Here is a 22740-nt window from a genome sequence, read left to right on the forward strand (position 1 = left end):
TCCTCCTTACGCTGCCCAGATCTTGCAGAGAGTCGCTTTGGTCTCCTGCATCTGGGTCACTGAATCATAGCCATAGGTCTGGGCGGTGTTCGTGCTTTCACCCAATACGTACGGGTCGGCGCCTTTCGGGTATTTCTCCCTCAGGTCCGCGCCCTGGAAATGGCCGCCAAAGTGGAAGGGCATGAAGGCCACGCCGGCACCGACCCTTTCGGTCAGCATCGCCATCACCTTGACCTTGCCGCCCTCGGGACCTTCGACCCAGACCTGCGATCCGTCGCGAATGCCAAGGTTGTTGGCGTCACGCGGATTGATCTCGACGAACATGTCCTGCTGCAGTTCAGCTAGCCACGGGTTCGACCGTGTCTCGTCGCCGCCACCTTCATATTCGACCAGACGACCTGACGTCAGGATTATCGGGTAATCCTTTGAAAAGTCGTTCTTCTGGATCGAAGCATACAAGGTCGGCAAGCGATAGTCGTGCCGGTCCTCGTAGGTAGGATAGTCGGCCACCAGATCGCGCCGCGGCGTGTACAGAGGCTCGCGGTGCAGCGGGATCGGATCCGGGAAAGTCCACACCACTGTACGGGCCTTGGCGTTGCCGAACGGCGCACAGCCATGCTTGATGGCCACCCGCTGGATGCCGCCCGACAGGTCGGTCTTCCAGTTGGTCTTGGGCCCGGCCACGGCGTCGATGGCCGCGCGTTCCTCGGCCGTCAGGTCGCCATCCCAGCCCAGATCCATCAGCATCTGCATGGTAAATTCAGGATAACCGTCCTGAATCTCGGAACCGACGCTGTAGACCCCTTCGGCCAGCAGGTTCTGCCCGTCACGCTCGACGCCGAAACGTGCGCGGAAGGTCAGGCCGCCCTCGGCCACAGGTTTGGACATGTCATAGAGGTTTGGCGTCCCCGGATGCCCCATCTCGGCGGTGCCCCAGCAGGGCCAAGGCAGGCCGTAGTATTCGCCGTCATTCGGACCGCCCACGGCCTGCAGCGTCGTTCTGTCGAACGTGTGCTGGTTGGCCATATGGCTTTTGATCCGCTCTGGCGACTGACCGGTATAGCCGATCGTCCACAGCCCCGCGTTGAACTCGCGCGTGATGCTTTCCACATTCGGGGTGTCGGGGTCCTCCATCTCGATATTGCGGAAGAGCCGGTCGGCCCAGCCGAACTTGTTGGCGAACTTGGCCATGATGACCTCGTCCGGCAGGCTTTCGAACAGCGGATCGACCACCTTGTCGCGCCACTGCAACGACCGGTTCGACGCCGTGACCGAGCCACGGGTTTCGAACTGCGTGCAGGCCGGCAGCAGATAGACGCCATCGGTCCGGTCATGCAGGACGGCGGAAACGGTGGGATACGGGTCGATCACGACCAGCATGTCCAGCTTTTCCATCGCCGTCTTCATTTCGACCATCCGGGTCTGCGAGTTGGGCGCGTGGCCCCACAGAACCATGGCGCGGACATTGTTTGGCTGATCCATGTTTTCGGGATCTTCCAGAACACCGTCGATCCAGCGCGACACCGGGATGCCACGCTCGTTCATCAGCGGCTTGTCCTTGCCGTCCTTGTCCTTGATCGTGTCGAACTGTCCTTTCAGCCAGTCCAGATCCTCGCCCCAGACACGCGCCCAGTGACCCCATGCGCCTGCAGACAGGCCGTAATAGCCGGGCAGGGTGTGGGACAGAACGCCAAGGTCGGTTGCGCCCTGCACGTTGTCATGGCCGCGGAAGATGTTGGTGCCGCCGCCAGAGGTGCCCATGTTGCCCAACGCCAGCTGCAGCACGCAATAGGCGCGCGTGTTGTTGTTGCCGTTGGTGTGCTGGGTTCCGCCCATGCACCAGATCACGGTGCCAGGACGGTTGTTGGCCAGCGTCCGCGCCACGCGCTTGAGCTGCGATCCCGGCACGCCGGTGACGCGCTCGGTCTCTTCGGGGGTCCAGTTGGCGACCTCTTCGCGGATCTGGTCCATGCCCCAGACACGGGTGCGGATGAACTCTTTGTCTTCCCAGCCGTTGTCGAAGATGTGCCACAAGATGCCCCAGATCAGCGCCACGTCGGTGCCGGGGCGGAAGCGGACATATTCGTCGGCATGGGCCGCGGTGCGCGTGAAGCGCGGGTCACAGACAATCAGCGGGGCATTGTTCTGCTCTTTCGCGCGCAGGACGTGCAGCAGCGAGACGGGGTGAGCCTCGGCCGGGTTGCCGCCGATGATGAAGATCGCCTTGGAATTGTGGATGTCGTTGTAGCTGTTGGTCATGGCGCCGTAGCCCCATGTATTCGCAACACCCGCAACGGTGGTCGAGTGGCAAATCCGCGCCTGGTGGTCCACGTTGTTGGTGCCCCAGTAGGCCGCGAACTTGCGGAACAGATAGGCCTGTTCGTTGTTGTGCTTGGCCGAACCCAACCAATAGACGCTGTCAGGCCCGCTTTCCTCGCGGATGCTCATCATGCCGTCGCCGATCTCGTCGATCGCCTGTTCCCAGCTGATGCGCTTCCACTCGCCACCCTCTTTCTTCATCGGGTATTTCAGGCGGCGTTCGCCGTGGGCGTGTTCCCGGACCGAAGCCCCCTTGGCACAGTGAGCACCAAGGTTAAACGGGCTGTCCCAACCGGGTTCCTGCCCAATCCACACGCCGTTCTGCACCTCGGCAACCACGGTACAGCCGACCGAGCAATGCGTGCAGACGGATTTGATGTTCTCGACAGCCGTATTGGCTGCGGTCTGGGCGCTGGCGGGCGACACGGTTCCACCCGTGGCGCTGATCGCGGCCAGGCCGCCGATCGTCAGGCCCGAGCCACGCAGGAACGCGCGGCGATCGACGCTCTTTTCGCCGATTTGGGACAGGATACTTGTCCGCTGGGGGCGTCTCGCAACCCCGTTGGTCTTTTTCCTAAGCATTTCCTTCCTCCCTTGCTGGCCATGCTGATCATGGCTGGCTTGGTGTTTCGAAATCGACGTCAGGGCCAATCGCAACCGTCAGCCGAGTGTGACCACGTCCGGACCTGCGCCGGGCGTCGCCGAGGCGGCCTAGAAGCGCGCGCTGTCGAAATAGGCGCGGGTATGCGCCGTGTCCTGAATGCGGGTCTCGTCCGAGGGTTGCTCGGCCGCTTCGACCTCGGTTCCCAGGCTGGCCGCTGCAACGGCTGCCGGGGCCGCGGTGCCCGCCAGTTTCAGGAAGTCGCGGCGGCTGGCGCCGCTCTCCTTGGTCTTGCTCATGGGATCCTCCTTTCCCATTTGCGGTTCAGCGCCCGCCGGGGCGCCAGCGAATGACGGCCGCCTAATGCGTCGTCATGCGGAAGGCCTCGCGTTCGATCTCCATGAAAACCCGGCCGGCGGTGCCGACCGAGGCATAGAGAACCGAATGCTCGGCTGCTTCCAGGTCCGAGAAAAAGTGCTCGGCCCAGGGACCGATATGCTTGTTCCAGAACGTCCTTTGATCTTCCAATGCGGCCGGGCCGCCGAAACGGCCGACGATCATGCCGCCCATCATCTCCATCAGCGAGGCGATGTTGTCTTCGGGTTCGAACACGTTTGTCGCCCGGGTGATGCCCCGCGCAGCCATGTCGTTGCGCAGCTGCGCCAGCGGTTTCTCGTTCAGGAAACCGGTCAGGTAGAAGCTGGCATAGGGCAGCAGTTCTCCGCGCCCAAGCCCGATGAACAATGCGTTGAACTCGCGCTCGGCAGCTTCGGGCTTGGTCACTTTGGCCACGCGGGCCATGGCCTGAATGGCCTGGCCCAGATCGGTCTCGTCCCCCGACAGCGCGGCGATCTGGCTCAGCAGGGTCTGGTCGGGCGGTGTGGCTAGCAGCAGGCCCAGGAAGTTGTAGAAATCCGCGCGCAGACGGTCCTCGGGGGAAATCTCGAACGTCTGCGGGTCGCGAATGTTCATCGGGTCATCCTTCGAATTCGAATTTCATGCGCCGCGGGGCCTGGGTGCGCTCGTCCTCATCCGGTTGGATGGCGTCTGCCACTTCGACAGGGGGCGCGGGCTCGGCTTCAGGTTCGGGCGGTTCGGTTGCCGGCGCGGCTTCGGCCTCGACCGGTTGTTCTTCGGTTTCCGTCTGCTCCGCCATAGCCTCGATATGGCGCAACATGCCTTGTCCGACCTGATAAGCCGTCTGCAGGTTTTCGACCACGCAGGCGGCGTCGGTGTAGTCCTCGCCGTAATCGACCAACCCGTCCACATTCGCCAGCACCGGGTTCAATCGCCACAAGCGCCGCAACGCGCGGCGGCGCAGACGGTCCGGCACTGCCTTGGCCATGAAGCCCGAAACATCGTCGCCCGCCTGCAGCAAGTCGGGGTCGGGCAGGTCAAGCTCGGCCAAAATCTCGGCGTCGGTCTTTTCTTCCAGTTCGGCCTGCTGCGCGGCGATCTCCTGCGCGATCAGGGCCTCTTGTTCGGCATGCGCTTCGGCCTGCACGGCGGCCTTGCGGCGGGACCAGAAATCCTGTCGAGCGCTCATTGCACGGCCCTCCGCGGGGCGCGGTAGACATCCGAGGCCTGCCGGATGCGCGAATCGCCCTTGCCGTCTTCCACAAGATCCACCCGTTTCTTGTCGCGGCGGCGTTTGACGAACACCTCATCGCGGTGATGGGCCAGAGTGAAATCGCGCACCCAGGCGATCAGGCCTTCGGTCATCGGGATCTTTTCCACGATCTCTTCGCCGGTATCGGCATAGTCCTGCCCCTCGTAGGGCGAGGCGGTGATCAAAAACGCGTTCAGCGGACGATCGCCTTCGGCATCTTCGCGCAGGACAAGGTAAAGGGACGGCTGGCTGTCCGAGAGATTGGCCATATAGGCCTCGGTTTCGTCGGACCAGAGTTTCAAGGGCAGGGTGGCGGCGTGGTATTCGACCGCGTCGCCCTCGCGGCGCAGTTCGACCCAGTCAGCGGGTGGGGCGCCAGGCAGCACCGCGACCGCGCGCCAATTCCACCGGGCCCAGCGCGTAACCCCCGGTGTCTTGCGCACGACGACGCCAACCGGCATTTCGATCTGTTTTGCGGCCTCGGCCACTTTGATCCTCCCCGGAAAAGCTCTCCCCTGCTTTCCCTTTGGTTCACTATGGTACACAAATGGGCCACGTGCCAAGCCCGCAGCGGCCTGAAATGGTGGTGATTTGGAAAAAAAGTCGTCGCAAATGGGTCGCGGCGACGATCAGCCGGCGATGGCGGACGATACACAGTTTCTGACCGGAACCGGCCGCCACACGTTGCATGAGCGGCGTTTGGGTCTAAGGTTAGGGGCAAGGAAGAAATGCGGGGGGAACATGGTCACCAAACTGGTCTTGTGCGATTGCGCCGGAAGTCAGGCCCTGGACGGGCAGGGGATATCGGCTGCTTGCGGCGCTGAATGCAGCAAGGTCCATACGGCCCTGTGCACCACCGAACTGACCGCTGCGGCAAAGCTGATGCAGTCGGATGACCAGATCGTCATCGCCTGCGGGCAAGAGGCGCAAGTGTTTCAAGAACTGGCCGAGGAACTGGGCGTGGATCACCCTGGCTTTGTCGATCTGCGCGACCGGGCCGGCTGGTCCGAGCAGGGGCGGGCGGCGTTGCCCAAGATGACCGCCCTGGCGGCCGAGGCTCTGTTGCAGCAGCCGATCACGCCCAGCGTGGATGTCATCAGCGAAGGCACCGCCTGCATAATCGGGCCGGGTGCGGTTGCGTTTGACCTGGCCCAGCGACTGTCGGACACGATGGCGGTGACGGTGGTCGTCACCGATGATGCGCAGCCTGACAGCCGGGCCTATGACGTGGTGCGCGCGCGGGTCCGGTCGGTCTCGGGGGCGCTGGGCGGGTTCACCCTGCGGTTGGATGCGTTGCAGCAGATTGATCCGGCCGGACGCGGCGCGTTTGCCTGGACCCCGCCGCGCGACGGTGCGGTGTCGGCCTGCGATGTGCTGATCGACCTGGCGGGGGGTGCGCCTTTCGTGACGGCTCCCGACAAGCGCGAAGGTTACCTGCGCGCCGATCCGCGCGATGCTGTGGCGGTTGCCCGACTGACCTTTGACGCGGCGCAGCTGGTCGGGACCTTCGAAAAACCGCTGTATGTCCGGCTCGAAGAAACATTGTGCGCCCATTCGCGGGCCGGGCAGGTGGGCTGTTCCAACTGTCTGGACATCTGTCCCACCGGCGCCATCACCCCGGCCGGAGATCACGTGGCCATCGATCCGATGGTCTGCGCGGGCTGCGGTGAATGCGCAGCCTTGTGCCCCTCGACCGCGATCAGCTACGAGGATCCTCCGGTGGCGGCCCTGCTGGCGCGGATGCAGACCTTGGCGGCGACCTATCGTCGGGCCGGAGGGCGTGCTCCGCGCCTGTTGGTGCATGATGCCCACGGGGCCGAGATGATCCGGCTGGCCGCGAGGTTCGGGCGCGGGCTGCCCGCCGATGTGATTCCGCTGGAACTGGGTGTGGTGTCCGGCTTTGGACATGCCGAGATGCTGGCTGCCTTGGCTCATGGCTTTGCCCGGGTCGACATCCTGCTGGCCCCGACGACCGAGCGGGATGCGTTGGAGCGCGAACTGCCGCTGGCGCTGGCCATCGCCGGAACCGACGTCGTTGGAGTGATCGATGAATCCGATCCCGATGCGCTGGCCGATCTGCTCTATGCGCAGGACGTGCCGCAGCCACTTGCCCAGCCGGTTCTGCCGCTGGGCAACCGGCGCCAGATTACGCGGTTGGCGGCGAAGGCGCTGCGCCCCGATGCGTCTCAGCCGCTTCCTCTGCCGGAACACGCACCCTATGGCGCGGTGGCGGTGGACACCGAGGCCTGCACCCTGTGTCTGAGTTGCGTGTCGCTGTGCCCGTCAGGCGCATTGATCGACAACCCCGACATGCCTCAGCTGAACTTTCAGCAGGATGCCTGCCTGCAATGCGGGCTGTGCAAGACTATCTGTCCCGAAAGCGCGATCACCCTGGTGCCCGAACTGGACCTGAGCGACCGTGCGCTGTCGCCGCGTGTTCTGAACGAGGAAGAGCCCTTTGCCTGCATCGAATGCGGTGCTCTGTTCGGGGTGAAATCGACGGTCGAGCGGATCATGGAAAAGCTGGCCGGCAGCCACCCGATGTTCGCCTCGTCCGAGCAGGCGAAGATGATCCAGATGTGTGACGATTGCCGTGTGCAGGCGCAGTTTCACAGCGAGGATAACCCATTTGCCTCAAAGCCCAAGCCCAAGGTCGTCACCACCGATGACTACTTCAGCAAGCGCAAGGATCACTGAAGTTTGAGCGGGGCCCCCAGATCGGCCGCGCGGATGACCGAGACATAGGCGAGGATCGCCTCAAGCTCGTCTTGCGTCAGCCTCAGCGGGTGAATGGGCGAGGGGCGTTCGGGGTCGAAGGGCGCAGTGATCCCCTCGATCTGGGTAAAGGACGGGTGCGGGTTCAGGGCGAAGAACGCCTGGAACCGGTTCGACCAATCCGGCATCGCGCGCAGCACCGCAAAGGACGGCGTGGAGCCCAACCCGTTCATCCGGTTCTGCGGGCCAATCACATGACAGCGCCCGCAATGGGTCAGCGACAACTTTTCGCCCAGCAAGGCGTCGCCTTCGATGGCATCCGACTCGGGCGCAGCGACCGTTTCGAAACTGGCCGAGAACGGGCCGCCCTCGGCCGGTGCAAAGCTTTCGACGGTGCGCTTGCCCACGTCGGACAACAGCCAATCCTGAAAGCGGGCCTGCCGCAGGTCGTCCTGAATGCGCAGATGATAGATGTCGCCGCCGCGCTGAAACACCGGCTGCCCCGGTGGCCCGACCGCCAGAACCATCGCGCCCGCATCAACCGCGACAACGCGAATTCCGGTCTTGAGCGAGAAGCGCGGAAGAATATGTTTCAAAAGACCCGAGCGTGCGACATCCTCGGGCGCGGCCAAGCCAATCTCCTCCTGCGACCAAGAGGGGCTGGCGAAGAGCGTCAGGCTGAGGCACAAAAGAACAAAGCGCATGGCCCAGCCTAACGGCGACAGGGTGAATGCGTCAAATGAACGAACAAGACGGAGACACACGGCGATGAGCGGCGATTACAACATGTCGATGCGCAAATTCCTCAAACAGGTTGGCGTGACCAGCCAGCAGGCCATCGAAGACGCGCTGCGCAAAGCGGGCGATCCGGCGGGTAAAAGCTTTGAAGTCAAGATGGTCCTGACGATTGACGGTCTGGATGTCGAACACGTGGTGACCGGCCAGATCAAGGACGGCGACGCATGAGCATCCGCGACGCGGTTCTGGCGAACCTGAAAAAGATCACCGACCCGGTTTCGGGGCAGGACATCGTCAGTGCGGGTGTGGTTCGCGCGCTGAATGTCGAGGGCGATACCGTGCGCTTCGTACTGGAAATCGACCCCAGGAATGCCGAGAAGATGGAACCGGTGCGCGCCACCGCCGAAAAGGCGGCGCAAATGGTCGACGGGGTGGCCAAGGTCTCAGCCCTGCTGACTGCGCACTCCGACAAGGCGCCGCCGGATTTGAAACCCAAGCCCAAACCCTCGCAGACCGGGCCGCAGGCGGTGCCGGGGGTTGACCGGATCATCGCCGTGGCCTCGGGCAAGGGCGGGGTCGGAAAGTCGACCGTCTCGGCCAACCTGGCCTGTGCGCTGGCGGCCGAAGGGCGGCGGGTCGGCCTGCTGGATGCCGATGTGTACGGCCCTTCGCAGCCGCGCATGCTGGGCGTGTCGGGACGGCCGGCCAGCCCCGATGGCAAGACCATCCTGCCGCTGCGCAATCACGGCGTCACCATGATGTCGATGGGGTTGATGACCAACGAAGGTCAGGCGGTGGTCTGGCGCGGTCCGATGCTTATGGGCGCGTTGCAGCAGATGATGAGCCAGGTGCAGTGGGGCGCGTTGGACGTGCTGATCGTCGACCTGCCGCCCGGCACCGGTGACGTGCAGCTGACGCTGAGCCAGAAGTTCAAGGTAGACGGCGCCATCGTCGTCTCGACCCCGCAAGACGTGGCCCTGATCGACGCGCGCAAAGGCATCGACATGTTCCGCCAGCTGAAAACGCCGATCGTCGGCATGATCGAGAACATGTCCACGCATATCTGCTCGCACTGCGGGCACGAGGAACACGTGTTCGGCCATGGGGGTGTCGCCGCAGAAGCCGCCGAACTGGGGGTGCCGTTGCTGGGGGAAATTCCGCTGCATCTGGATATCCGCGTGGCCGCTGATGGCGGGGCACCGATCGTGGTCAGCAAACCCGATAGCCCGCAGGCCGAGGCCTTCCGCAAGATCGCCCGCGATCTGATCGCCAAGGGCAAGGCATGACGCGGCCGGTCTTTCCGCCGTTGCTGTCCGGGCACCCGGTGCAGGGTGGGGAAGATCCGTTCGACCATGCGCAGGCCATGGCGGCGCTGGGCTGCGATGCGGGCAGCGTCGTCTACAACATCCAGGCGGATCGCGTGCGCGCGGCCATCGTGTTTGCGCCCGAGGTGCCATTGCAGGACGCCATGGCCATGCTGCCGCTGTGTGCCGTCGGGTTTCAGAACGCGCTGGGCGCGCTGGCTCCGCCCGAGGTGGCGGTGCATCTGGGCTGGGATGGTCCGATTTTCGTCAACGGGGCCCGCTGCGGCCGATTTCGTGTGGCCGCGTCGACATCCGATCCGGAAACCGTGCCCGACTGGCTGGTCGTCGGCTGGGAACTGGCTTTGCTGCAAACCGGGGACGAGCCCGGCAAGTCGCCCGATGTGACGGCCCTGTATGATGAAGGCTGCGCGGAAGTGTCCCCGGTGCAGCTGGTCGAAAGCTGGTCGCGTCACATGCTGACCTGGCTGAACCGCTGGTCCGAGGATGGCAACGCGCCGTTGCACGGGGAATGGATGGGCTTGCTGCAGGGCGTCGGAGAGCCTTATGGTGATCGCGGCGTGTTTCTCGGGGCCGATGAGCGGTTCGGCATGCTGCTGCGGAACGGGGCGGACACGCAGCTTGTTCCGTTGACCCATCTGTTGGAGGACACCCATTGAACCTGGCCCGCGCCATTCATTTCGACGAAAGCGACCTGAACGTCTTTCACTCGCCCGCCCGAACGGGCGAGTGGTGTATCTCGGGCGGGTTCGAATTTTCGAACTGGGGCGAGGCCGACCTGGCCGGCAAGGCGCGTCAGGCATTTGCCAATGGGTGGCTGGGGCTTGAAACCTTCGGGCGCGTGACCTTCGTGGCGGTGACGCAGATCGAACCGGCCGAGATGGAGCGGCTGGCCACCAACCTGGCCGAGCATTTCGTGCGCCTTTACGGCGCGCCGTCGGTCGAGGCGGCGCTGGACGTGGCCCGTGCCGAGTTGGCCCATATGTCCGAGATGTGTGACGATCATGCACCCAACACCCTGCTGACCGTTGCCCGCAGCCTGACCGAGTCCGGCGTTCACGAGGCTTTTCGGGTCATCACGCCGCAAGAGGCCGAGTTGGAGGCCTTTGCCGTTCACGGGTCATTGGACGAATGAATAGGGAGCGTGCCTGGCGGTCACGCCGGGTAGCGGTTCAATCGACAAGCTTGGGGTGACGCTCAAGCTTGATTGGCCCGAACTCGGTGCATGTTGGGTCAGTGCTGTAGCCCAGTACGTCAAACTCGCGCTGAAAGATGTGTGCGACCCTTTCGATGGTTTCTGGGTCATAGTGGTCGATATATTTTCCACGTTTCGATTTGTTCATGTGCGGCAGCCGGACCTTCAGACCGATATACCGGGTGATTTCGTCAAAGCTTTCGCCGATCGCCTCAAAACGTCCGATCCGGTGCGCTATTTGCCGGTCTTTTGCATCGGTCAGAAGCTGAGTTTGAAAGCGTGCCGGCCGATCCGGATCGAACGTGCTCAGAATGCGGTCGCGAAAGCTCAGGCCCTGGACTCTTTCATGCTCGGGATGCTCATGGTGCTGCTGCATGTAAGAGAACATCGAAACAAGCAGGTCGTAGAGGTTGCGGACGAAAGAAAAGCTTTTCATCTGCCAGCAATGGTCGCCGAAATGCTTGCGATATTCGCGTGCTATGGCGTGATTGCGAAGCGGTTGAAATCCATCCGGATCAAAGACTCGCCAACCCATTACGCGTTTGGACAGGCTGTTTGACACCCGATGGAAAATGCTGGCTCGGCCCAGCGAATGACGCAAGCAATAGCTGACAGAGCTTCCCGCCGTTTTCGGGGTGTGTACAAAGATGAACAGTTTTTTGGTGCTGTTCAAAAGCTATTGCCGAAGTTTCTTCAAGTTGCTCGGCGCGCGAATCACATCAGATCGTCGAATCCTCCGAACTGGCCGCGCTTGAATATCAGACCTTTGCCGGGCTGGACCATGACGTTTTCGACCTGGCCGACGAGGATCGCATGGTCGCCGGCCGGATGACGGGCGAACAGCGAACAGTCGAACCGGGCAAGGCAGGTGTCCAGCAGGGGGCGGCCGCGATCGTCCGCGTGCCATTCGGTATGCGAGAAATCCCGACCATCGCGGGCAAATCGCAAGGCAATTTCCTGTTGATCCTGCGCCATCACATGGATCGCATAGTGCTGCGCGTCATTGAAGGCTTCGAACCGGTTCGATTCATTGCCCAAACACCACAGCACCAAAGGCGGATCCAGAGAGACCGAAGCAAAGGAGTTGACGGTTATCGCCGCCGGACCGCTAGGAGTTGCGGTTGTGACGACGGTGACGCCCGTGCCGAAACAGCCCAGCGCCTCGCGAAAGGCCAGGGAGTTCTCGGGGCCGGGTTTGAATGTCTTTGCTGTCATTTCATGCGCGTCCAGTGCTCGGCCCCGGGGTGCCATGCCGAAGCGGAATTGTCTACGAAAAGCTGTATCGCGATCAATAGGCTGAGTCAGTTCAGGTCTTCCAGCAACCGACCGTGCTTGCGGGTTTCTGCAATCACGTCGCCGAAGGTCTGCATTCCGCGCGCGGCCAGCATTGGCAGCATGCGCACCAACGCTTCAGCCGTCGCAACCGCATCCCCCAAAGCCGTGTGACGGAGCGTCTCGGGGATTTCCACGCCCAGTCTTTCGCACAAAGCGTCGAGCGTATGGGTTTCGCTGGCTCCGAACAGGACCGCCGACAGCAGAACAGTGTCAAGAATGGGGTGATCCCACTCGACCTGCATCCGCTTCGCGTGGCGCCTCAGAAAGGCCATGTCGAAGGGAGCGTTATGGGCCACGACCACCGCGTCGCGGGCAAAATGGTGGAACTTGCGGCCGGCGGTCACGATATCTGGTGCATCCTGCACCATGCGGTCGCTGACCTTGTGGACCTTGGTGGAAGCGGGTGGAATCGGAACGCCCGGATTGACCAGCGTGTCGAACTGCTCGCCCTCGACGATGCGCCCCTTGACGACACGGACGGCGCCGATCTGCACGATCTCGTCCTTGTGCGGCAGCAAACCGGTGGTTTCGGTGTCGAAGACCACAAAGCACAGTTGCGACAGGGGGCGGTTCTCGAAAGCCTCGTCGCCGGGGGTGTCCAGAAGGTCGAAATCATAGACCAGAGGGCGCGCGGCCTCGGGCGGGATGCGGGCGACGCTGTCTTCGAAGATCAGCATATAGCCTGGCGCATCGCCCAACGGCTTCATGCGTGCCGTGTAGGTCTGCCGTCCGTCCACGCTGGCGAGGGTGCAATAGACATCCATGCCGGTTTTCGCCAGCTTCTCATAAGCGTCCAGCAGAGGTTTGCGTTCGAGATAGTCGAACAGCGAGGCGTTCAGACGGGGATGGGCGATCTGCGCCAGAACCTCGGCGGCCTGCGCGTCGTACAGAACGATTTGGTGGTTTGGCCCCGCCAGAAGCATTGCGACCGGGATCTCGGACAGGAGCGCGGTCAAGTGCTCTTTTTCCGAGGCGAGATGAGCGGTTTCGGCAGCCACGGCCTCGGCGGTGGACAGGGCGGTGCTGGCCAGTCGTTCGGCCAGGCTGGCGGCGGCGGGGGCCAGATCACCCAGATAGCGCGCCGCCTGCAGGTCGAGATCGGTATCCACGCCCGCATGAGCCCGCGCGCGCAACTGCGCCGACAGGCGTTCGATCGGTTTAGCCACGTTGTCGTCGAACAGCAGCCAGACACCAGCGACCAGCCCCAGCAAGCCAAACGAGATCATCAGGCCGCTGAACACGAAGGCGCTGGTCATGTCCGCGGGGTCGGCCCGGCGCAGGCCAAGCCAAAGCGCGATCAGGGTGATGGCGATGCCGCCCGCGGCAAGCAAGCAGAAGAACAGAAAAATTCTCAGGCGCAGGCTCAGGCGGGTCAGCATGGTCAGGCTCCGCAGGTGGCAGACACGACGGGGTCATCCGCTCCGACCGGAAGCCAGTCGGCGCCGATCAACCGACCGTCGGCGTCAAACGCGGCGCCGTCCGCCAGGCTGGCCCGTCTGTGGTTGGCGCAGTCAACGGCAACAGGCATCTTGGACACCGGCGCCCAGCGGCCAAAGAAGTACAGGTCGATCAGGCGCTGATCCGGCACCTGCGCGTTGGTCCGCAACGAAGCCGTATCGACGGCCGCGAACCGGTCAACATAGGGCACCGCATAGGTCCAGGGGCGATAGAGCGCGCGGCTTTCGACCTCTTGCACGACGGTCAGGCCCTCGGGCAGGGCGTCACGGGTGCGGTCGTACCAGGAATACTCGCTGATGATCGTGACCGCGATCATGCCCAAACCGGCCGCAACCGGAGCCGACCATTTCGGCAGGCGGCCACCGGTCAGTCGGTTCAAACCCATCACGAGGCCCGCGATGGCAAAACCCGCAAAGATCGTGCCGATCAGCTCAAGAAACATCTTCCTCCTCCGTTCTTCCTACCGGGGTATTTACCCCAGCATCCCCTTGCCGTGCCCGACCGCGGATTGCATCGTTTTTACCACGACGAACGCGTTCCGAAGATGACTTCGCTCAAAGTCCGACAGTTCCGACGGCGCAAGATAGTTGTCGGGCTTGTCGCCATTCCTGATCTGTTTGACCTGATGGTTCAACCGGGTTTCCGCGATCAGGTCGTAGGCATCCAGCAGGTCCCGCGCGCCCGACGGGCTGAGCACCCCTGCGGCCTCGGCTGCCTTGAGGCGCGCGCGGGTGTTCACCTCGGTCAATTCACCCTGCAGGCTGTAGACGCGGCCCAGATCGACCACCGGCACCACGCCGTTGTGCTTGAGGTCCAGCGTGTTGCGGTGCTCGCCCGAGCGGATCGTGGCGATCCCGCGCAGCAGGCCCAGTGGCGGCGTGTGCTTCAGAGAATTTGAGATCATGTGCGCCACGAAGATCGAGTTCGCCCGGGCCGCGCGCAGGGTTTCGGCCTGCAGGTCGGAAAACAGCTCGAACCGGCCACCGATGGGGCGCAGGTCGAACATGACCGAGGCCAGCATTTGCGCCTCGGGATTGGGCTTGGCGATCCAGCCTTTGAAATATTCGCGCCAGACCCGGACCGGCTGCCGCCAGCGCGGATTGGTCGCCATCATGTCACCGGGGCAATAAAAATACCCACAGGTATCCAGCCCGTCGGACACGAACTTCGCCAGCGCTTCGAAATAGGGCAGGTCGGCATCGGTGACGCTGTCATCCAACATAAGGCAATTGTCCTGATCGGATACGCCCGTCTGCTCCTGCCGGCCTTGCGAGCCGCAGGCCAGCCACAGATAGGGGACGGGCGCCGGGCCGAGTTTCTGCTCGGCCAGCGCCAGCAGCCGGCGCGTCGCGGCGTCAGCGATGTCGGTGATCAGGCGGGTAACGACCTCGTGCCGGTTGCCGGCCGCCACCAGTTGCACCAGCAGGTTCGGGATCTCGGCCGTGACCGCGGCCATCTCGGTCGCCGATCTGGCCTGCGCGATGCGGCTGACCAGCTCGGCCGAGCTGACGGCCTGGAACCGGGTCAGGTCGGTCTGGGTAACGATCCCGACCAGGCGCCCGCCTTCGGTGATGGGGATATGGCCGATACCGCATTCCAGCATCGCGTGCAGAACGTCCGAGCCGATAGCGCCGGGCGACAGGGTCAGCGGGTCCGGGGTCATGATCTGTGACACCGGGGTCGTCGGGGGCAGGGCGCCCGCCACGACCTTGCCCGACAGGTCCCGAACCGTGGCAATGCCGCGCAGCGCACCGCGCTGGGTGATGCAGACCGACGAAATGCCCCGGTCACGCATCAGGCGCGCGGCTTCCTGAACGGTCGTGTCCGGGGTGCAGGTGGCCGGCTTGCGCGCCATCAGGGTTTCCACCCGTGTGGTGGCCAGCGATTGCTGTTCGGGCCGCACGGGGCGGGCCCGGTTGAAGAATTTGGCGACGACGACGTGGCGCTTGAGCAGCTCTGAAAACAGGTCGGTGGGGATAATCAGCAGAACCGAGGGCGCGTCAGCCGTTGCCATGGTCACCGCGCGTCCGTCGCGCATCAGCCCACGCTCGCCAAACGAGTTGCGCAGGCCCAGATGGGATACGACCGCGCCGTTTTCGTCGGTGATCTCGACCTGGCCTTCGTAGATGATGAACAGGCCGGGCAACTGCGCGCTGCGGTGATAGATGACGGTGCCCTTTGGGATTTCGCGCGCTTCGATCCGGGCCGCGATGTCGGCCAGTTCCTCGACCGGCAGCGCGTCATAGGGGTGCACGGATTTCAGGAACCGGGTGATCTGATCAGGTGAAAGCGCCATGGGTTCGCCCGTCCGCTGGAATGAAAAGCCCCGCCCGGGGTTTAGCCGGGCGGGAAAAGTTGGTCGAGGGAAACGGCCCGTGATGCATCATCGCGGACCGCATCCGGCTCAGTGGTCCTGAGCCGCGCCCGCACCACGGGGAATGCGTACGCTTTCGACCAGATCCTTGATCTCCTGCGGGGTTTCCTTGGTCATGCCGGCCACCACATAGGCGACGCCGAAGTTGACCATGGCGCCGATCGCACCGAACGAGGTCGATTTGATCGGACCCAGCAGCGGGTCTGCATCGGTGAACGAGTTGGTGCCCGGAATGAACAGCCAGCCCTTGTGCAGGAAGATGTAGACCAGGGTGACGGTCAGACCAGCCAGCATGCCCGCGACCGCGCCGGTGTTGTTGATGCGGGTCGAGAAGATCCCCATCATCAGCGCCGGGAAGATCGAGGCCGCCGCCAGACCGAAGGCCAGCGCCACGGTTTGCGCCGCAAAGCCCGGAGGGTTGAGGCCCAGATAGGTGGCAACCACGATGGCCACGGCCATTGCGATCCGCGCCGCCAGAAGCTCGCCCTTTTCCGAGATGCTCGGGTTGATCGAGCCCTTGATCAGGTCGTGCGACACCGCCGACGAGATTGCCAGCAGCAGGCCCGCAGCGGTCGAAAGCGCAGCCGCAAGACCACCGGCCGCGACCAGACCGATCACCCAACCCGGCAAGTTGGCGATTTCGGGGTTGGCCAGAACCAGGATGTCGCGGTTGAAGTTGGTCAACTCGTTGCCGACCCAGCCTTTTTCCTCGGCAAGCGCCTGCATGTCGGCGTTCTGATCGTTGTAGTACTGGATCTTGCCGTCGCCGTTCTTGTCTTCCCAGTCCAGCAGGCCGGTTTTCTGCCAGGTCGCCATCCAGTCATACCGGGCATCGTTGTCGATCTGCTCCAGCGATACAGCGCCGCCTTCGATGCCACCGTTCGGCCACATCATGTCGGTGATGTTCAGACGGGCCATGGCGCCAACCGCGGGGGCGGTCAGGTACAGCAGCGCGATGAACACCAGCGCCCAACCCGCCGACCAGCGGGCGTCCGACACTTTGGGAACGGTGAAGAAGCGCATGATGACGTGGGGCAGGCCGGCGGTGCCGATCATCAGCGACAGGGTGAACAAAACCATGTTCAACGTATTCGCGTGATGGGCGGTGTATTCGGCAAATCCTAGCTCGGCCACGATGGCGTCCAGCTTGGTCAGCAGCGGCTCACCGCCGGCGGTGTCGCCGAACAGGCCCAGAGCCGGGATCGGGTTGCCGGTCAGCTGCAGCGAGATGAAGATCGCCGGGATCGTGTAAGCGGTGATCAGCACGCAGTACTGAGCGACCTGAGTATAGGTCACGCCCTTCATGCCGCCGAACACCGCGTAGGCGAACACGACGCCCGCGCCGATCAGCAACCCGGTGGTGTTCGACACTTCCAGAAAGCGGCCAAAGGCCACGCCCACGCCGGTCATCTGGCCGATCACGTAGGTGACCGAGGCCACGATCAGACAGATCACCGCCACGACGCGCGCGGTCTGGCTGTAGAAGCGATCGCCGATGAACTCGGACACGGTGAACTTGCCAAACTTGCGCAGATAGGGCGCAAGCAGAAGCGCCAGCAGCACATAGCCGCCGGTCCAGCCCATAAGGAATGAGCTGTTGTCATAGCCAGTAAAGGCAATCAGACCCGCCATCGAGATGAACGAGGCCGCCGACATCCAGTCGGCCGCCGTGGCCATGCCGTTGGTGACCGGGTGAACGCCGCGACCGGCGGCGTAGAATTCCGATGTGGACCCTGCGCGGGCCCAGATCGCGATGCCGATGTAAAGCGCGAACGACGCGCCCACGAACAGCAGGTTGATGGTAAACTGATCCATTGTCCCCTCGCTCCCTTATTCTTCGTCGACGCCGAATTCGGCATCCAGCTTGTTCATGCGCCAGGCGTAGAAGAAGATCAGCGCCAGAAAGACCAGGATCGAGCCTTGCTGCGCGAACCAGAAGCCCAGATCGGTGCCGCCGACGGCGATACCTGCCAGCAGGGGGCGCAGCAGAATGCCGAACCCGAACGACACCAGCGCCCAGATGATGAGGCTGATGTAGATGAGACGCAGGTTTGCCTGCCAATAGCCCTTGCCGGCTTCGGCAGTCTGCGCGGAGTTTGTTGAATGATCCGCCATTGCGGTTTCCTCCTTGCTTCCTCCTGGGTGGTCCATTGCCCTTGTCCTCCGAAACGCCGGGCCACCCTTCGATTGGGCCTGACCGCCGGGGGCGGCGTCAGGCAAAGCTCCTCTGGTCCGCCAAGGCGGTTCCAGTGAAGAAACGTAATTCGGGGGCTTGCCTTTCCCCTTTAGCGCATCGCCTCCCCCACGATGCCTTCAAGGCCGCGGGCGATCTCTTCGATCTGACCCATGGCATTCAGCCGCTTCAATACGCCCTGACGCTGGTAATAGTCGATCAGGGGCGCGGTCTGTTCGTGATAGGCCGCCAGCCGCGAGGCAACGGTTTCCGCGTTGTCGTCGGCACGCCGGCTGAAGGCGGTGCCGCCGCACTTGTCGCAGACGCCTTCGACCTTTGGCTGCTTGAACTGGTCGTGATAGCCCTCGCCGCAATTGGCGCAGGTATAGCGGCCGGCGATACGGGTCACCATCTCGGCGTCCTCGACCTCGAGGCTGATGGCCGCGTTCACCTTCTGGCCGTTTTCCGACAGCAGCTTGTCCAGCGACTCGGCCTGAACCGTGGTGCGCGGAAAGCCGTCAAGGATGACACCGCGCGCGCAGTCGGGTTCGGCCAGACGGTCGCGCAGGATCGCGATGACGATGTCGTCGCTGACCAGGCCACCGGCCTCCATCACCGCCTTGGCGGCCTTGCCAGCCTCGGTTCCGGCGGCCACAGCGGCGCGCAGCAGGTCGCCGGTGCTGAGTTGCACCAGACCGAATTTATCTTCGAGCATGCGGGCCTGCGTGCCCTTCCCGGCGCCCGGAGGGCCGAGAAGGATCAGGACGGCGGGCTTGGTGATCGTATCAGCCTGCATCATACCCTCACTTGTTGGCCCGGTTTTCGATCAGATCTTCGACCACCGAAGGATCGGCCAGGGTCGAGGTGTCGCCTAGCGAACCAAAGTCGTTTTCGGCGATCTTGCGCAGGATGCGGCGCATGATCTTGCCCGAGCGCGTCTTGGGCAGGCCCGGGGCCCACTGGATCACGTCGGGGCTGGCGATCGGGCCGATCTCCGTACGGACCCACTGGCGCAACTCCTTGCGCAGCTCCTCCGTGGGCTCGCGGTCGTTCATCAGGGTGACGTAGCAATAGATGCCCTGGCCCTTGATGTCGTGCGGATAGCCCACCACGGCGGCTTCGGCCACGGCCGGGTGCGCCACCAGCGCGCTTTCGACCTCGGCGGTGCCCATGCGGTGGCCCGAGACGTTTATCACGTCATCGACGCGGCCGGTGATCCAGTAATCCCCGTCCTCGTCGCGGCGGCAGCCGTCACCGGTAAAGTAATAGCCCTTGTAGTCCGAGAAATAGGTCTTCTCGAACCGCTCATGATCGCCCCAGACGGTACGCATCTGGCCCGGCCAGCTGTCCTTGATGCACAGCACGCCTTCGACCCCGTTGCCGGTGATCTCGACGCCAGACTGCGGGTCCAGCACGACGGGCTGAACACCAAAGAAAGGTTTCATCGCCGACCCGGGTTTGGTCGCATGCGCGCCGGGCAGGGGGGTCATCATGTGGCCGCCGGTCTCGGTCTGCCACCAGGTGTCCACGATCGGGCATTTCCCCTTGCCGACGACCTCGTGGTACCAGGTCCAGGCCTCGGGGTTGATCGGCTCGCCCACGGTTCCCAAGATGCGCAGGCTGGACAGGTCGCATTTCTCGACGAACTCGTTGCCCTGACCCATTAGCGCGCGGATCGCGGTGGGGGCGGTGTAGAACTGGTTGACCTTGTGCTTTTCGCAGACCTGCCAGAACCGCGAGGCGTCGGGATAGGTCGGCACGCCTTCGAACATCAGCGTGGTCGCGCCATTGGCCAGCGGGCCATAGACGATATAGCTGTGCCCTGTGACCCAGCCCACGTCCGCCGTACACCAATAGATGTCGCCGTCATGGCAATCGAAGGTGATCTCATGCGTCATCGAGGCATAGACCAGATAGCCGCCGGTGGTATGCACCACGCCTTTGGGCTGGCCGGTCGAGCCCGAGGTGTAGAGGATGAACAGGGGATCTTCGGCGTTCATCTCGGCCGGGGCACAGTAATCGTCGGCCTCCAGCGCCATTTCGTTGTAGTCAAAGTCGCGCCCCTCGACCCAGGTGGTTTGGCCACCAGTGCGCTTGACCACCAGGCACTTCACCGTGTCCTTGCAGTGCAGCAGGGCAGCGTCGGCATTCGACTTCAGCGGGGTCTTGCGGCCACCGCGCGGCGCCTCGTCGGCGGTGATGATGACCTTGGCGTCACAGCCATTGACCCGGGCCGCCAGCGCGTCGGGCGAGAAGCCGGCAAACACGATCGAGTGGATCGCGCCGATGCGGGCGCAGGCCAACATGGCATAGGCGGCCTCGGGGATCATCGGCAGATAGATCACCACCCGGTCGCCCTTGCGCACGCCCATCGACTCCAGAATGTTGGCCATCCGGCAGGTGCGGCGGTGCAGCTCGGCATAGGTGATGTGCTGGGCTTCGTCATTCGGATCGTCCGGTTCCCAGATGATCGCGGTCTGATCGCCGCGGGTCTTGAGGTGTCGGTCCAGGCAGTTGGCCGAGACGTTCAGCGTGCCGTCGGCGAACCAGTTGATCTTGACCGAGCCGAAATCGTAGTTGACGTCCTTGACCTTGGAATAGGGCTTGATCCAATCGATCCGCTTGCCGTGCTCGCCCCAGAATGCCTCGGGGTCTCTGACCGACTCCTCATACATCCGGGCGTATTTTTCGGCGTCCACATGGGCGCGGGCGACGGTTTCGGCGGATGGCGGATAAACCTTGGTTTCTGCCTGGGCAGCGCTGGTCATACTGAGGCTCCTCCCTCTGACTGGATATTCGATGGATCAAGTTTGCCCCTTCCTTGGGCATCGTTGATCCGCTTCTTCCCCGCGATGGATAATACGGCATCGCGAAAAGAAAGAAATAAATTGCCGTAATCCTTGGATTTGTTTGTAAACAACTTTCTCGATACAGTTGCGAATTGTAAAAATTGTCTATGTTCCCAAGATCTGGGTGTCTGTAAAACAACGAAATTTTCTCCGTGATTTTGTAAACGATGTCGTCGTGCAGTTTCTTCCCGTCATGGGGAAGCCTGCCCAAGTGCAATTCCCGCACGGCGTGTCCATTGCCCGACTGTTGGGGCGCTGGTCGGAACGGGGGCTTGGCACATTCACATGTTGGCGCTAGCTTGACCCCAAGCGCCCCGGGAGGGGGTGTGCCAAAGGGAGAGATTATGATGAACAAGATGTTGAGCGGCGCAGCGATCGCCGCCTTGGCCGTGTCTTTCGTGACCGAAGCGGCCGCGACGGAATGGAACGCGTCGGTCTGGGGCAAGCGCCGTGCTTTCACCGAACATGTGGAAAAGCTGGCCGAACTGGTCAGCGAGAAGACCGATGGCGCCTTTACCATCAACGTCAGCTATGGTGGCCTGTCCAAACCCAGGGAAAACTTGGACGGGATCGAGATCGGCGCCTTCGAGATGGCCCAGTTCTGCGCGGGTTATCACCGCGACAAGAACCGCGCGATCACGGTGCTGGAACTGCCGTTCCTGGGTGTGAACACGCTGGACGAAGAGGTCGCGGTCAGCCATGCGGTCTATGACCACCCTGCGGTCAAGGACGAGATGGCACAGTGGAATGCACGCATCCTAATGACCTCGCCGATGCCGCAGTACAATCTGGTCGGCAAGGGCGAGCCACGGGATGAGCTGTCTGAGTTTGAAGGCATGCGCGTGCGCGCGACCGGTGGCATCGGCAACGCGTTCGAGTCGGTAGGCGCGGTGCCCACGTCGGTGCCCGCTACCGAAGCCTACAACGCGATGCAGTCCGGCGTCGTCGATACCGTGGCCTTCGCCCAGCATGCGCATCTGTCCTTCGGCACCATCAACGAGGCGGACTGGTGGACCGCGAACCTGAACCCGGGCACGGTGAATTGCCCGGTCGTGGTGAATATCGACGCCTACGAGGCGCTGCCGCCAGAACATCGCGAGGCTCTGGACAGCTCGATCGACGAAGCCATTGCGCATTATCTCGCGAACTATGGCGAGTTGCTCAAGAAATGGGATAGCGTTCTGGAAGAAAAGGGCGTGCAGAAGGTGATGATCGACGACGCGGTCCTGGCCGAGTTCCGGGCCAAGGCGGCCGACCCGATCCGCGAACAGTGGATCGCCGACATGTCGGCCCAGGGCCTTCCGGCGCAAGAGCTGTATGACCTGGTGCAATCCACGCTCAAGCAGCAGCGCGGCGGCAACTGACACCACTGACCGGGGGCGCATCGGCCCCCGGTTTTTTCCAGATAGGGGACGACCGGATGGCAGGACAGGCCACCGTGCTGGAAGACGGCAGTTTGCTTAGCCGTCTTGACCGGCATTTGCTGAAACTCGAACGTTTTCTGGCCTTGCTCAGTGGGCTTGCCGTGTTCGGATTGATGGTACTGGCCGTGATTTCCGTCAGCGGCCGAAACGCGGTCAATGCCCCCTTGCCGGGCTATGTCGACTGGATCGAGCAGGCCATGCCGCTGATTGCCTTCCTTGGGATCTCGTATGTGCAGCGACAGGGCGGGCATATCCGAATGGACATCGTCATTGCGCGCCTGCACGGTCGTGCACTGTGGCTGTTCGAACTCGTCTCGGTTGTTCTGATCCTTGTCCTTATGGTGGCGCTGGTCTGGGGCAGTTGGGCGCATTTCGACCGGTCCTTCGATTTCGGCGCCCCGATGTGGAGCCGCGACAGTTCAATCGACATCGGTATCCCGATCTGGCCCGCCAAGCTGTTGGCGCCCGTTGCGTTTTCCGTCCTCTGCCTGCGGCTGTGTCTGCAGATCTGGGGCTATGGGCGCGCCTTCGTGCTGGGCCTTGATGCCCCTGCGGGGGTTCCGATGATTCAAGATGTGGCCGCGCAAGCCGCCGCCGAAGCCGAGCAGTTTGAGAAGCGGGACTGACA

At 63.1% G+C, this 22740-nt stretch carries 22 protein-coding genes; 7 read left to right on the top strand and 15 right to left on the bottom strand.

Annotation, left to right across the window (positions count from 1 at the left end; translation table 11 throughout):
• Positions 1 to 6 precede the first annotated feature (6 nt).
• The 5 genes from AC2FM3_RS05370 to AC2FM3_RS05390 form a co-directional block, all read right to left on the bottom strand.
• Positions 7 to 2901, bottom strand: coding sequence for a formate dehydrogenase subunit alpha (locus AC2FM3_RS05370; RefSeq protein WP_496679681.1), 2895 nt, complete (start codon positions 2899 to 2901; stop codon positions 7 to 9).
• Between the two features lie 129 nt (positions 2902 to 3030).
• Positions 3031 to 3219 (bottom strand): twin-arginine translocation signal domain-containing protein, encoded by a 189-nt coding sequence (locus AC2FM3_RS05375; RefSeq protein ID WP_496679683.1) that lies wholly within the window; start codon positions 3217 to 3219, stop codon positions 3031 to 3033.
• A gap of 61 nt (positions 3220 to 3280) precedes the next feature.
• Positions 3281 to 3892 (bottom strand): TorD/DmsD family molecular chaperone, encoded by a 612-nt coding sequence (locus AC2FM3_RS05380; RefSeq protein WP_496679685.1) that lies wholly within the window; start codon positions 3890 to 3892, stop codon positions 3281 to 3283.
• 4 nt (positions 3893 to 3896) lie between these two features.
• Positions 3897 to 4466, bottom strand: coding sequence for a DUF3306 domain-containing protein (locus AC2FM3_RS05385; RefSeq protein ID WP_496679688.1), 570 nt, complete (start codon positions 4464 to 4466; stop codon positions 3897 to 3899).
• Positions 4463 to 5017 carry a DUF3305 domain-containing protein gene (locus tag AC2FM3_RS05390; RefSeq protein ID WP_496679689.1) on the bottom strand — a complete coding sequence of 185 codons (555 nt, stop codon included), beginning with the start codon at positions 5015 to 5017 and terminating at the stop codon, positions 4463 to 4465. Before AC2FM3_RS05390 ends, AC2FM3_RS05385 begins: the two co-directional genes overlap by 4 nt.
• Before the next feature lie 253 nt (positions 5018 to 5270).
• Between AC2FM3_RS05390 and AC2FM3_RS05395 the strand changes: the two genes are divergently transcribed.
• Positions 5271 to 7226 carry a 4Fe-4S binding protein gene (locus AC2FM3_RS05395; RefSeq protein ID WP_496679691.1) on the top strand — a complete coding sequence of 652 codons (1956 nt, stop codon included), beginning with the start codon at positions 5271 to 5273 and terminating at the stop codon, positions 7224 to 7226.
• On the opposite strand, the gene AC2FM3_RS05400 is transcribed toward AC2FM3_RS05395, so the two are convergent.
• The gene (locus AC2FM3_RS05400) at positions 7220 to 7948 is read right to left on the bottom strand and encodes a c-type cytochrome (RefSeq protein WP_496679693.1); all 729 of its coding nucleotides are present in this window, start codon (positions 7946 to 7948) and stop codon (positions 7220 to 7222) included. The genes AC2FM3_RS05395 and AC2FM3_RS05400 overlap by 7 nt on opposite strands.
• A 64-nt stretch (positions 7949 to 8012) precedes the next feature.
• Here AC2FM3_RS05400 and AC2FM3_RS05405 point away from each other — a divergent pair, with 64 nt between their 5' ends.
• Genes AC2FM3_RS05405 through AC2FM3_RS05420 form a run of 4 tightly spaced genes read left to right on the top strand, consistent with a single transcriptional unit; the run spans position 8013 to position 10439 of the window.
• The gene (locus AC2FM3_RS05405; RefSeq protein ID WP_496679695.1) at positions 8013 to 8210 is read left to right on the top strand and encodes a DUF6494 family protein; all 198 of its coding nucleotides are present in this window, start codon (positions 8013 to 8015) and stop codon (positions 8208 to 8210) included.
• Positions 8207 to 9268 (top strand): Mrp/NBP35 family ATP-binding protein, encoded by a 1062-nt coding sequence (locus tag AC2FM3_RS05410; protein ID WP_496679697.1) that lies wholly within the window; start codon positions 8207 to 8209, stop codon positions 9266 to 9268. The genes AC2FM3_RS05405 and AC2FM3_RS05410 overlap by 4 nt, the downstream gene beginning before the upstream one ends.
• Positions 9265 to 9963 (top strand): biotin/lipoate--protein ligase family protein, encoded by a 699-nt coding sequence (locus AC2FM3_RS05415; protein WP_496679698.1) that lies wholly within the window; start codon positions 9265 to 9267, stop codon positions 9961 to 9963. The genes AC2FM3_RS05410 and AC2FM3_RS05415 overlap by 4 nt, the downstream gene beginning before the upstream one ends.
• Positions 9960 to 10439, top strand: coding sequence for a DUF6505 family protein (locus tag AC2FM3_RS05420; protein ID WP_170437244.1), 480 nt, complete (start codon positions 9960 to 9962; stop codon positions 10437 to 10439). Before AC2FM3_RS05415 ends, AC2FM3_RS05420 begins: the two co-directional genes overlap by 4 nt.
• 37 nt (positions 10440 to 10476) lie before the next feature.
• Here the strand turns inward: AC2FM3_RS05420 and AC2FM3_RS05425 are convergent, their stop codons facing one another.
• The 9 genes from AC2FM3_RS05425 to acs all read right to left on the bottom strand — a co-directional run bounded on the left by AC2FM3_RS05425 (position 10477) and on the right by acs (position 20607).
• Entirely contained in the window at positions 10477 to 11172 is a 696-nt protein-coding gene (locus tag AC2FM3_RS05425; protein WP_496679700.1) for a hypothetical protein, read from the bottom strand.
• 41 nt (positions 11173 to 11213) lie between these two features.
• Positions 11214 to 11714, bottom strand: coding sequence for a flavin reductase family protein (locus tag AC2FM3_RS05430; protein ID WP_496679702.1), 501 nt, complete (start codon positions 11712 to 11714; stop codon positions 11214 to 11216).
• Positions 11715 to 11800: 86 nt separating this feature from the next.
• Entirely contained in the window at positions 11801 to 13213 is a 1413-nt protein-coding gene (locus tag AC2FM3_RS05435) for a 3'-5' exonuclease (protein WP_496679704.1), read from the bottom strand.
• A 2-nt stretch (positions 13214 to 13215) separates the two neighbouring features.
• The gene (locus tag AC2FM3_RS05440) at positions 13216 to 13734 is read right to left on the bottom strand and encodes a hypothetical protein (RefSeq protein ID WP_496679706.1); all 519 of its coding nucleotides are present in this window, start codon (positions 13732 to 13734) and stop codon (positions 13216 to 13218) included.
• Between the two features lie 30 nt (positions 13735 to 13764).
• Positions 13765 to 15588, bottom strand: a complete 1824-nt coding sequence (locus AC2FM3_RS05445) for a DUF294 nucleotidyltransferase-like domain-containing protein (protein WP_496679707.1) — start codon at positions 15586 to 15588, stop codon at positions 13765 to 13767.
• 108 nt (positions 15589 to 15696) lie between these two features.
• Positions 15697 to 17481 (bottom strand): sodium:solute symporter family protein, encoded by a 1785-nt coding sequence (locus AC2FM3_RS05450; protein ID WP_496679709.1) that lies wholly within the window; start codon positions 17479 to 17481, stop codon positions 15697 to 15699.
• Positions 17482 to 17496: 15 nt separating this feature from the next.
• The gene (locus AC2FM3_RS05455; RefSeq protein WP_496679710.1) at positions 17497 to 17781 is read right to left on the bottom strand and encodes a DUF4212 domain-containing protein; all 285 of its coding nucleotides are present in this window, start codon (positions 17779 to 17781) and stop codon (positions 17497 to 17499) included.
• Between the two features lie 170 nt (positions 17782 to 17951).
• The gene (locus tag AC2FM3_RS05460; RefSeq protein WP_496679711.1) at positions 17952 to 18635 is read right to left on the bottom strand and encodes an adenylate kinase; all 684 of its coding nucleotides are present in this window, start codon (positions 18633 to 18635) and stop codon (positions 17952 to 17954) included.
• A gap of 7 nt (positions 18636 to 18642) precedes the next feature.
• Entirely contained in the window at positions 18643 to 20607 is a 1965-nt protein-coding gene (acs, locus tag AC2FM3_RS05465; protein WP_496679713.1) for an acetate--CoA ligase, read from the bottom strand.
• Between the two features lie 428 nt (positions 20608 to 21035).
• Between acs and AC2FM3_RS05470 the strand changes: the two genes are divergently transcribed.
• On the top strand, positions 21036 to 22052 hold the full coding sequence (locus AC2FM3_RS05470; protein WP_496679714.1) for a C4-dicarboxylate TRAP transporter substrate-binding protein: 1017 nt from the start codon (positions 21036 to 21038) through the stop codon (positions 22050 to 22052).
• 56 nt (positions 22053 to 22108) lie between these two features.
• On the top strand, positions 22109 to 22738 hold the full coding sequence (locus tag AC2FM3_RS05475) for a TRAP transporter small permease (protein ID WP_496679716.1): 630 nt from the start codon (positions 22109 to 22111) through the stop codon (positions 22736 to 22738).
• The last annotated feature ends 2 nt before the right edge of the window (positions 22739 to 22740 follow it).

The organism is Ruegeria sp. BHSB172, assembly GCF_059613165.1.

What these genes read in the sequence shown, in the direction of transcription:
- AC2FM3_RS05370 (WP_496679681.1), bottom strand. Translation starts at nt 2,901, where the DNA reads ATGCTTAGGAAAAAGACCAACGGGGTTGCGAGACGCCCCCAGCGGACA.
- AC2FM3_RS05375 (WP_496679683.1), bottom strand. Translation starts at nt 3,219, where the DNA reads ATGAGCAAGACCAAGGAGAGCGGCGCCAGCCGCCGCGACTTCCTGAAA.
- AC2FM3_RS05380 (WP_496679685.1), bottom strand. Translation starts at nt 3,892, where the DNA reads ATGAACATTCGCGACCCGCAGACGTTCGAGATTTCCCCCGAGGACCGT.
- AC2FM3_RS05385 (WP_496679688.1), bottom strand. Translation starts at nt 4,466, where the DNA reads ATGAGCGCTCGACAGGATTTCTGGTCCCGCCGCAAGGCCGCCGTGCAG.
- AC2FM3_RS05395 (WP_496679691.1), top strand. Translation starts at nt 5,271, where the DNA reads ATGGTCACCAAACTGGTCTTGTGCGATTGCGCCGGAAGTCAGGCCCTG.
- AC2FM3_RS05400 (WP_496679693.1), bottom strand. Translation starts at nt 7,948, where the DNA reads ATGCGCTTTGTTCTTTTGTGCCTCAGCCTGACGCTCTTCGCCAGCCCC.
- AC2FM3_RS05405 (WP_496679695.1), top strand. Translation starts at nt 8,013, where the DNA reads ATGAGCGGCGATTACAACATGTCGATGCGCAAATTCCTCAAACAGGTT.
- AC2FM3_RS05410 (WP_496679697.1), top strand. Translation starts at nt 8,207, where the DNA reads ATGAGCATCCGCGACGCGGTTCTGGCGAACCTGAAAAAGATCACCGAC.
- AC2FM3_RS05415 (WP_496679698.1), top strand. Translation starts at nt 9,265, where the DNA reads ATGACGCGGCCGGTCTTTCCGCCGTTGCTGTCCGGGCACCCGGTGCAG.
- AC2FM3_RS05430 (WP_496679702.1), bottom strand. Translation starts at nt 11,714, where the DNA reads ATGACAGCAAAGACATTCAAACCCGGCCCCGAGAACTCCCTGGCCTTT.
- AC2FM3_RS05435 (WP_496679704.1), bottom strand. Translation starts at nt 13,213, where the DNA reads ATGCTGACCCGCCTGAGCCTGCGCCTGAGAATTTTTCTGTTCTTCTGC.
- AC2FM3_RS05440 (WP_496679706.1), bottom strand. Translation starts at nt 13,734, where the DNA reads ATGTTTCTTGAGCTGATCGGCACGATCTTTGCGGGTTTTGCCATCGCG.
- AC2FM3_RS05445 (WP_496679707.1), bottom strand. Translation starts at nt 15,588, where the DNA reads ATGGCGCTTTCACCTGATCAGATCACCCGGTTCCTGAAATCCGTGCAC.
- AC2FM3_RS05450 (WP_496679709.1), bottom strand. Translation starts at nt 17,481, where the DNA reads ATGGATCAGTTTACCATCAACCTGCTGTTCGTGGGCGCGTCGTTCGCG.
- AC2FM3_RS05455 (WP_496679710.1), bottom strand. Translation starts at nt 17,781, where the DNA reads ATGGCGGATCATTCAACAAACTCCGCGCAGACTGCCGAAGCCGGCAAG.
- AC2FM3_RS05460 (WP_496679711.1), bottom strand. Translation starts at nt 18,635, where the DNA reads ATGCAGGCTGATACGATCACCAAGCCCGCCGTCCTGATCCTTCTCGGC.
- acs (WP_496679713.1), bottom strand. Translation starts at nt 20,607, where the DNA reads ATGACCAGCGCTGCCCAGGCAGAAACCAAGGTTTATCCGCCATCCGCC.
- AC2FM3_RS05470 (WP_496679714.1), top strand. Translation starts at nt 21,036, where the DNA reads ATGAACAAGATGTTGAGCGGCGCAGCGATCGCCGCCTTGGCCGTGTCT.
- AC2FM3_RS05475 (WP_496679716.1), top strand. Translation starts at nt 22,109, where the DNA reads ATGGCAGGACAGGCCACCGTGCTGGAAGACGGCAGTTTGCTTAGCCGT.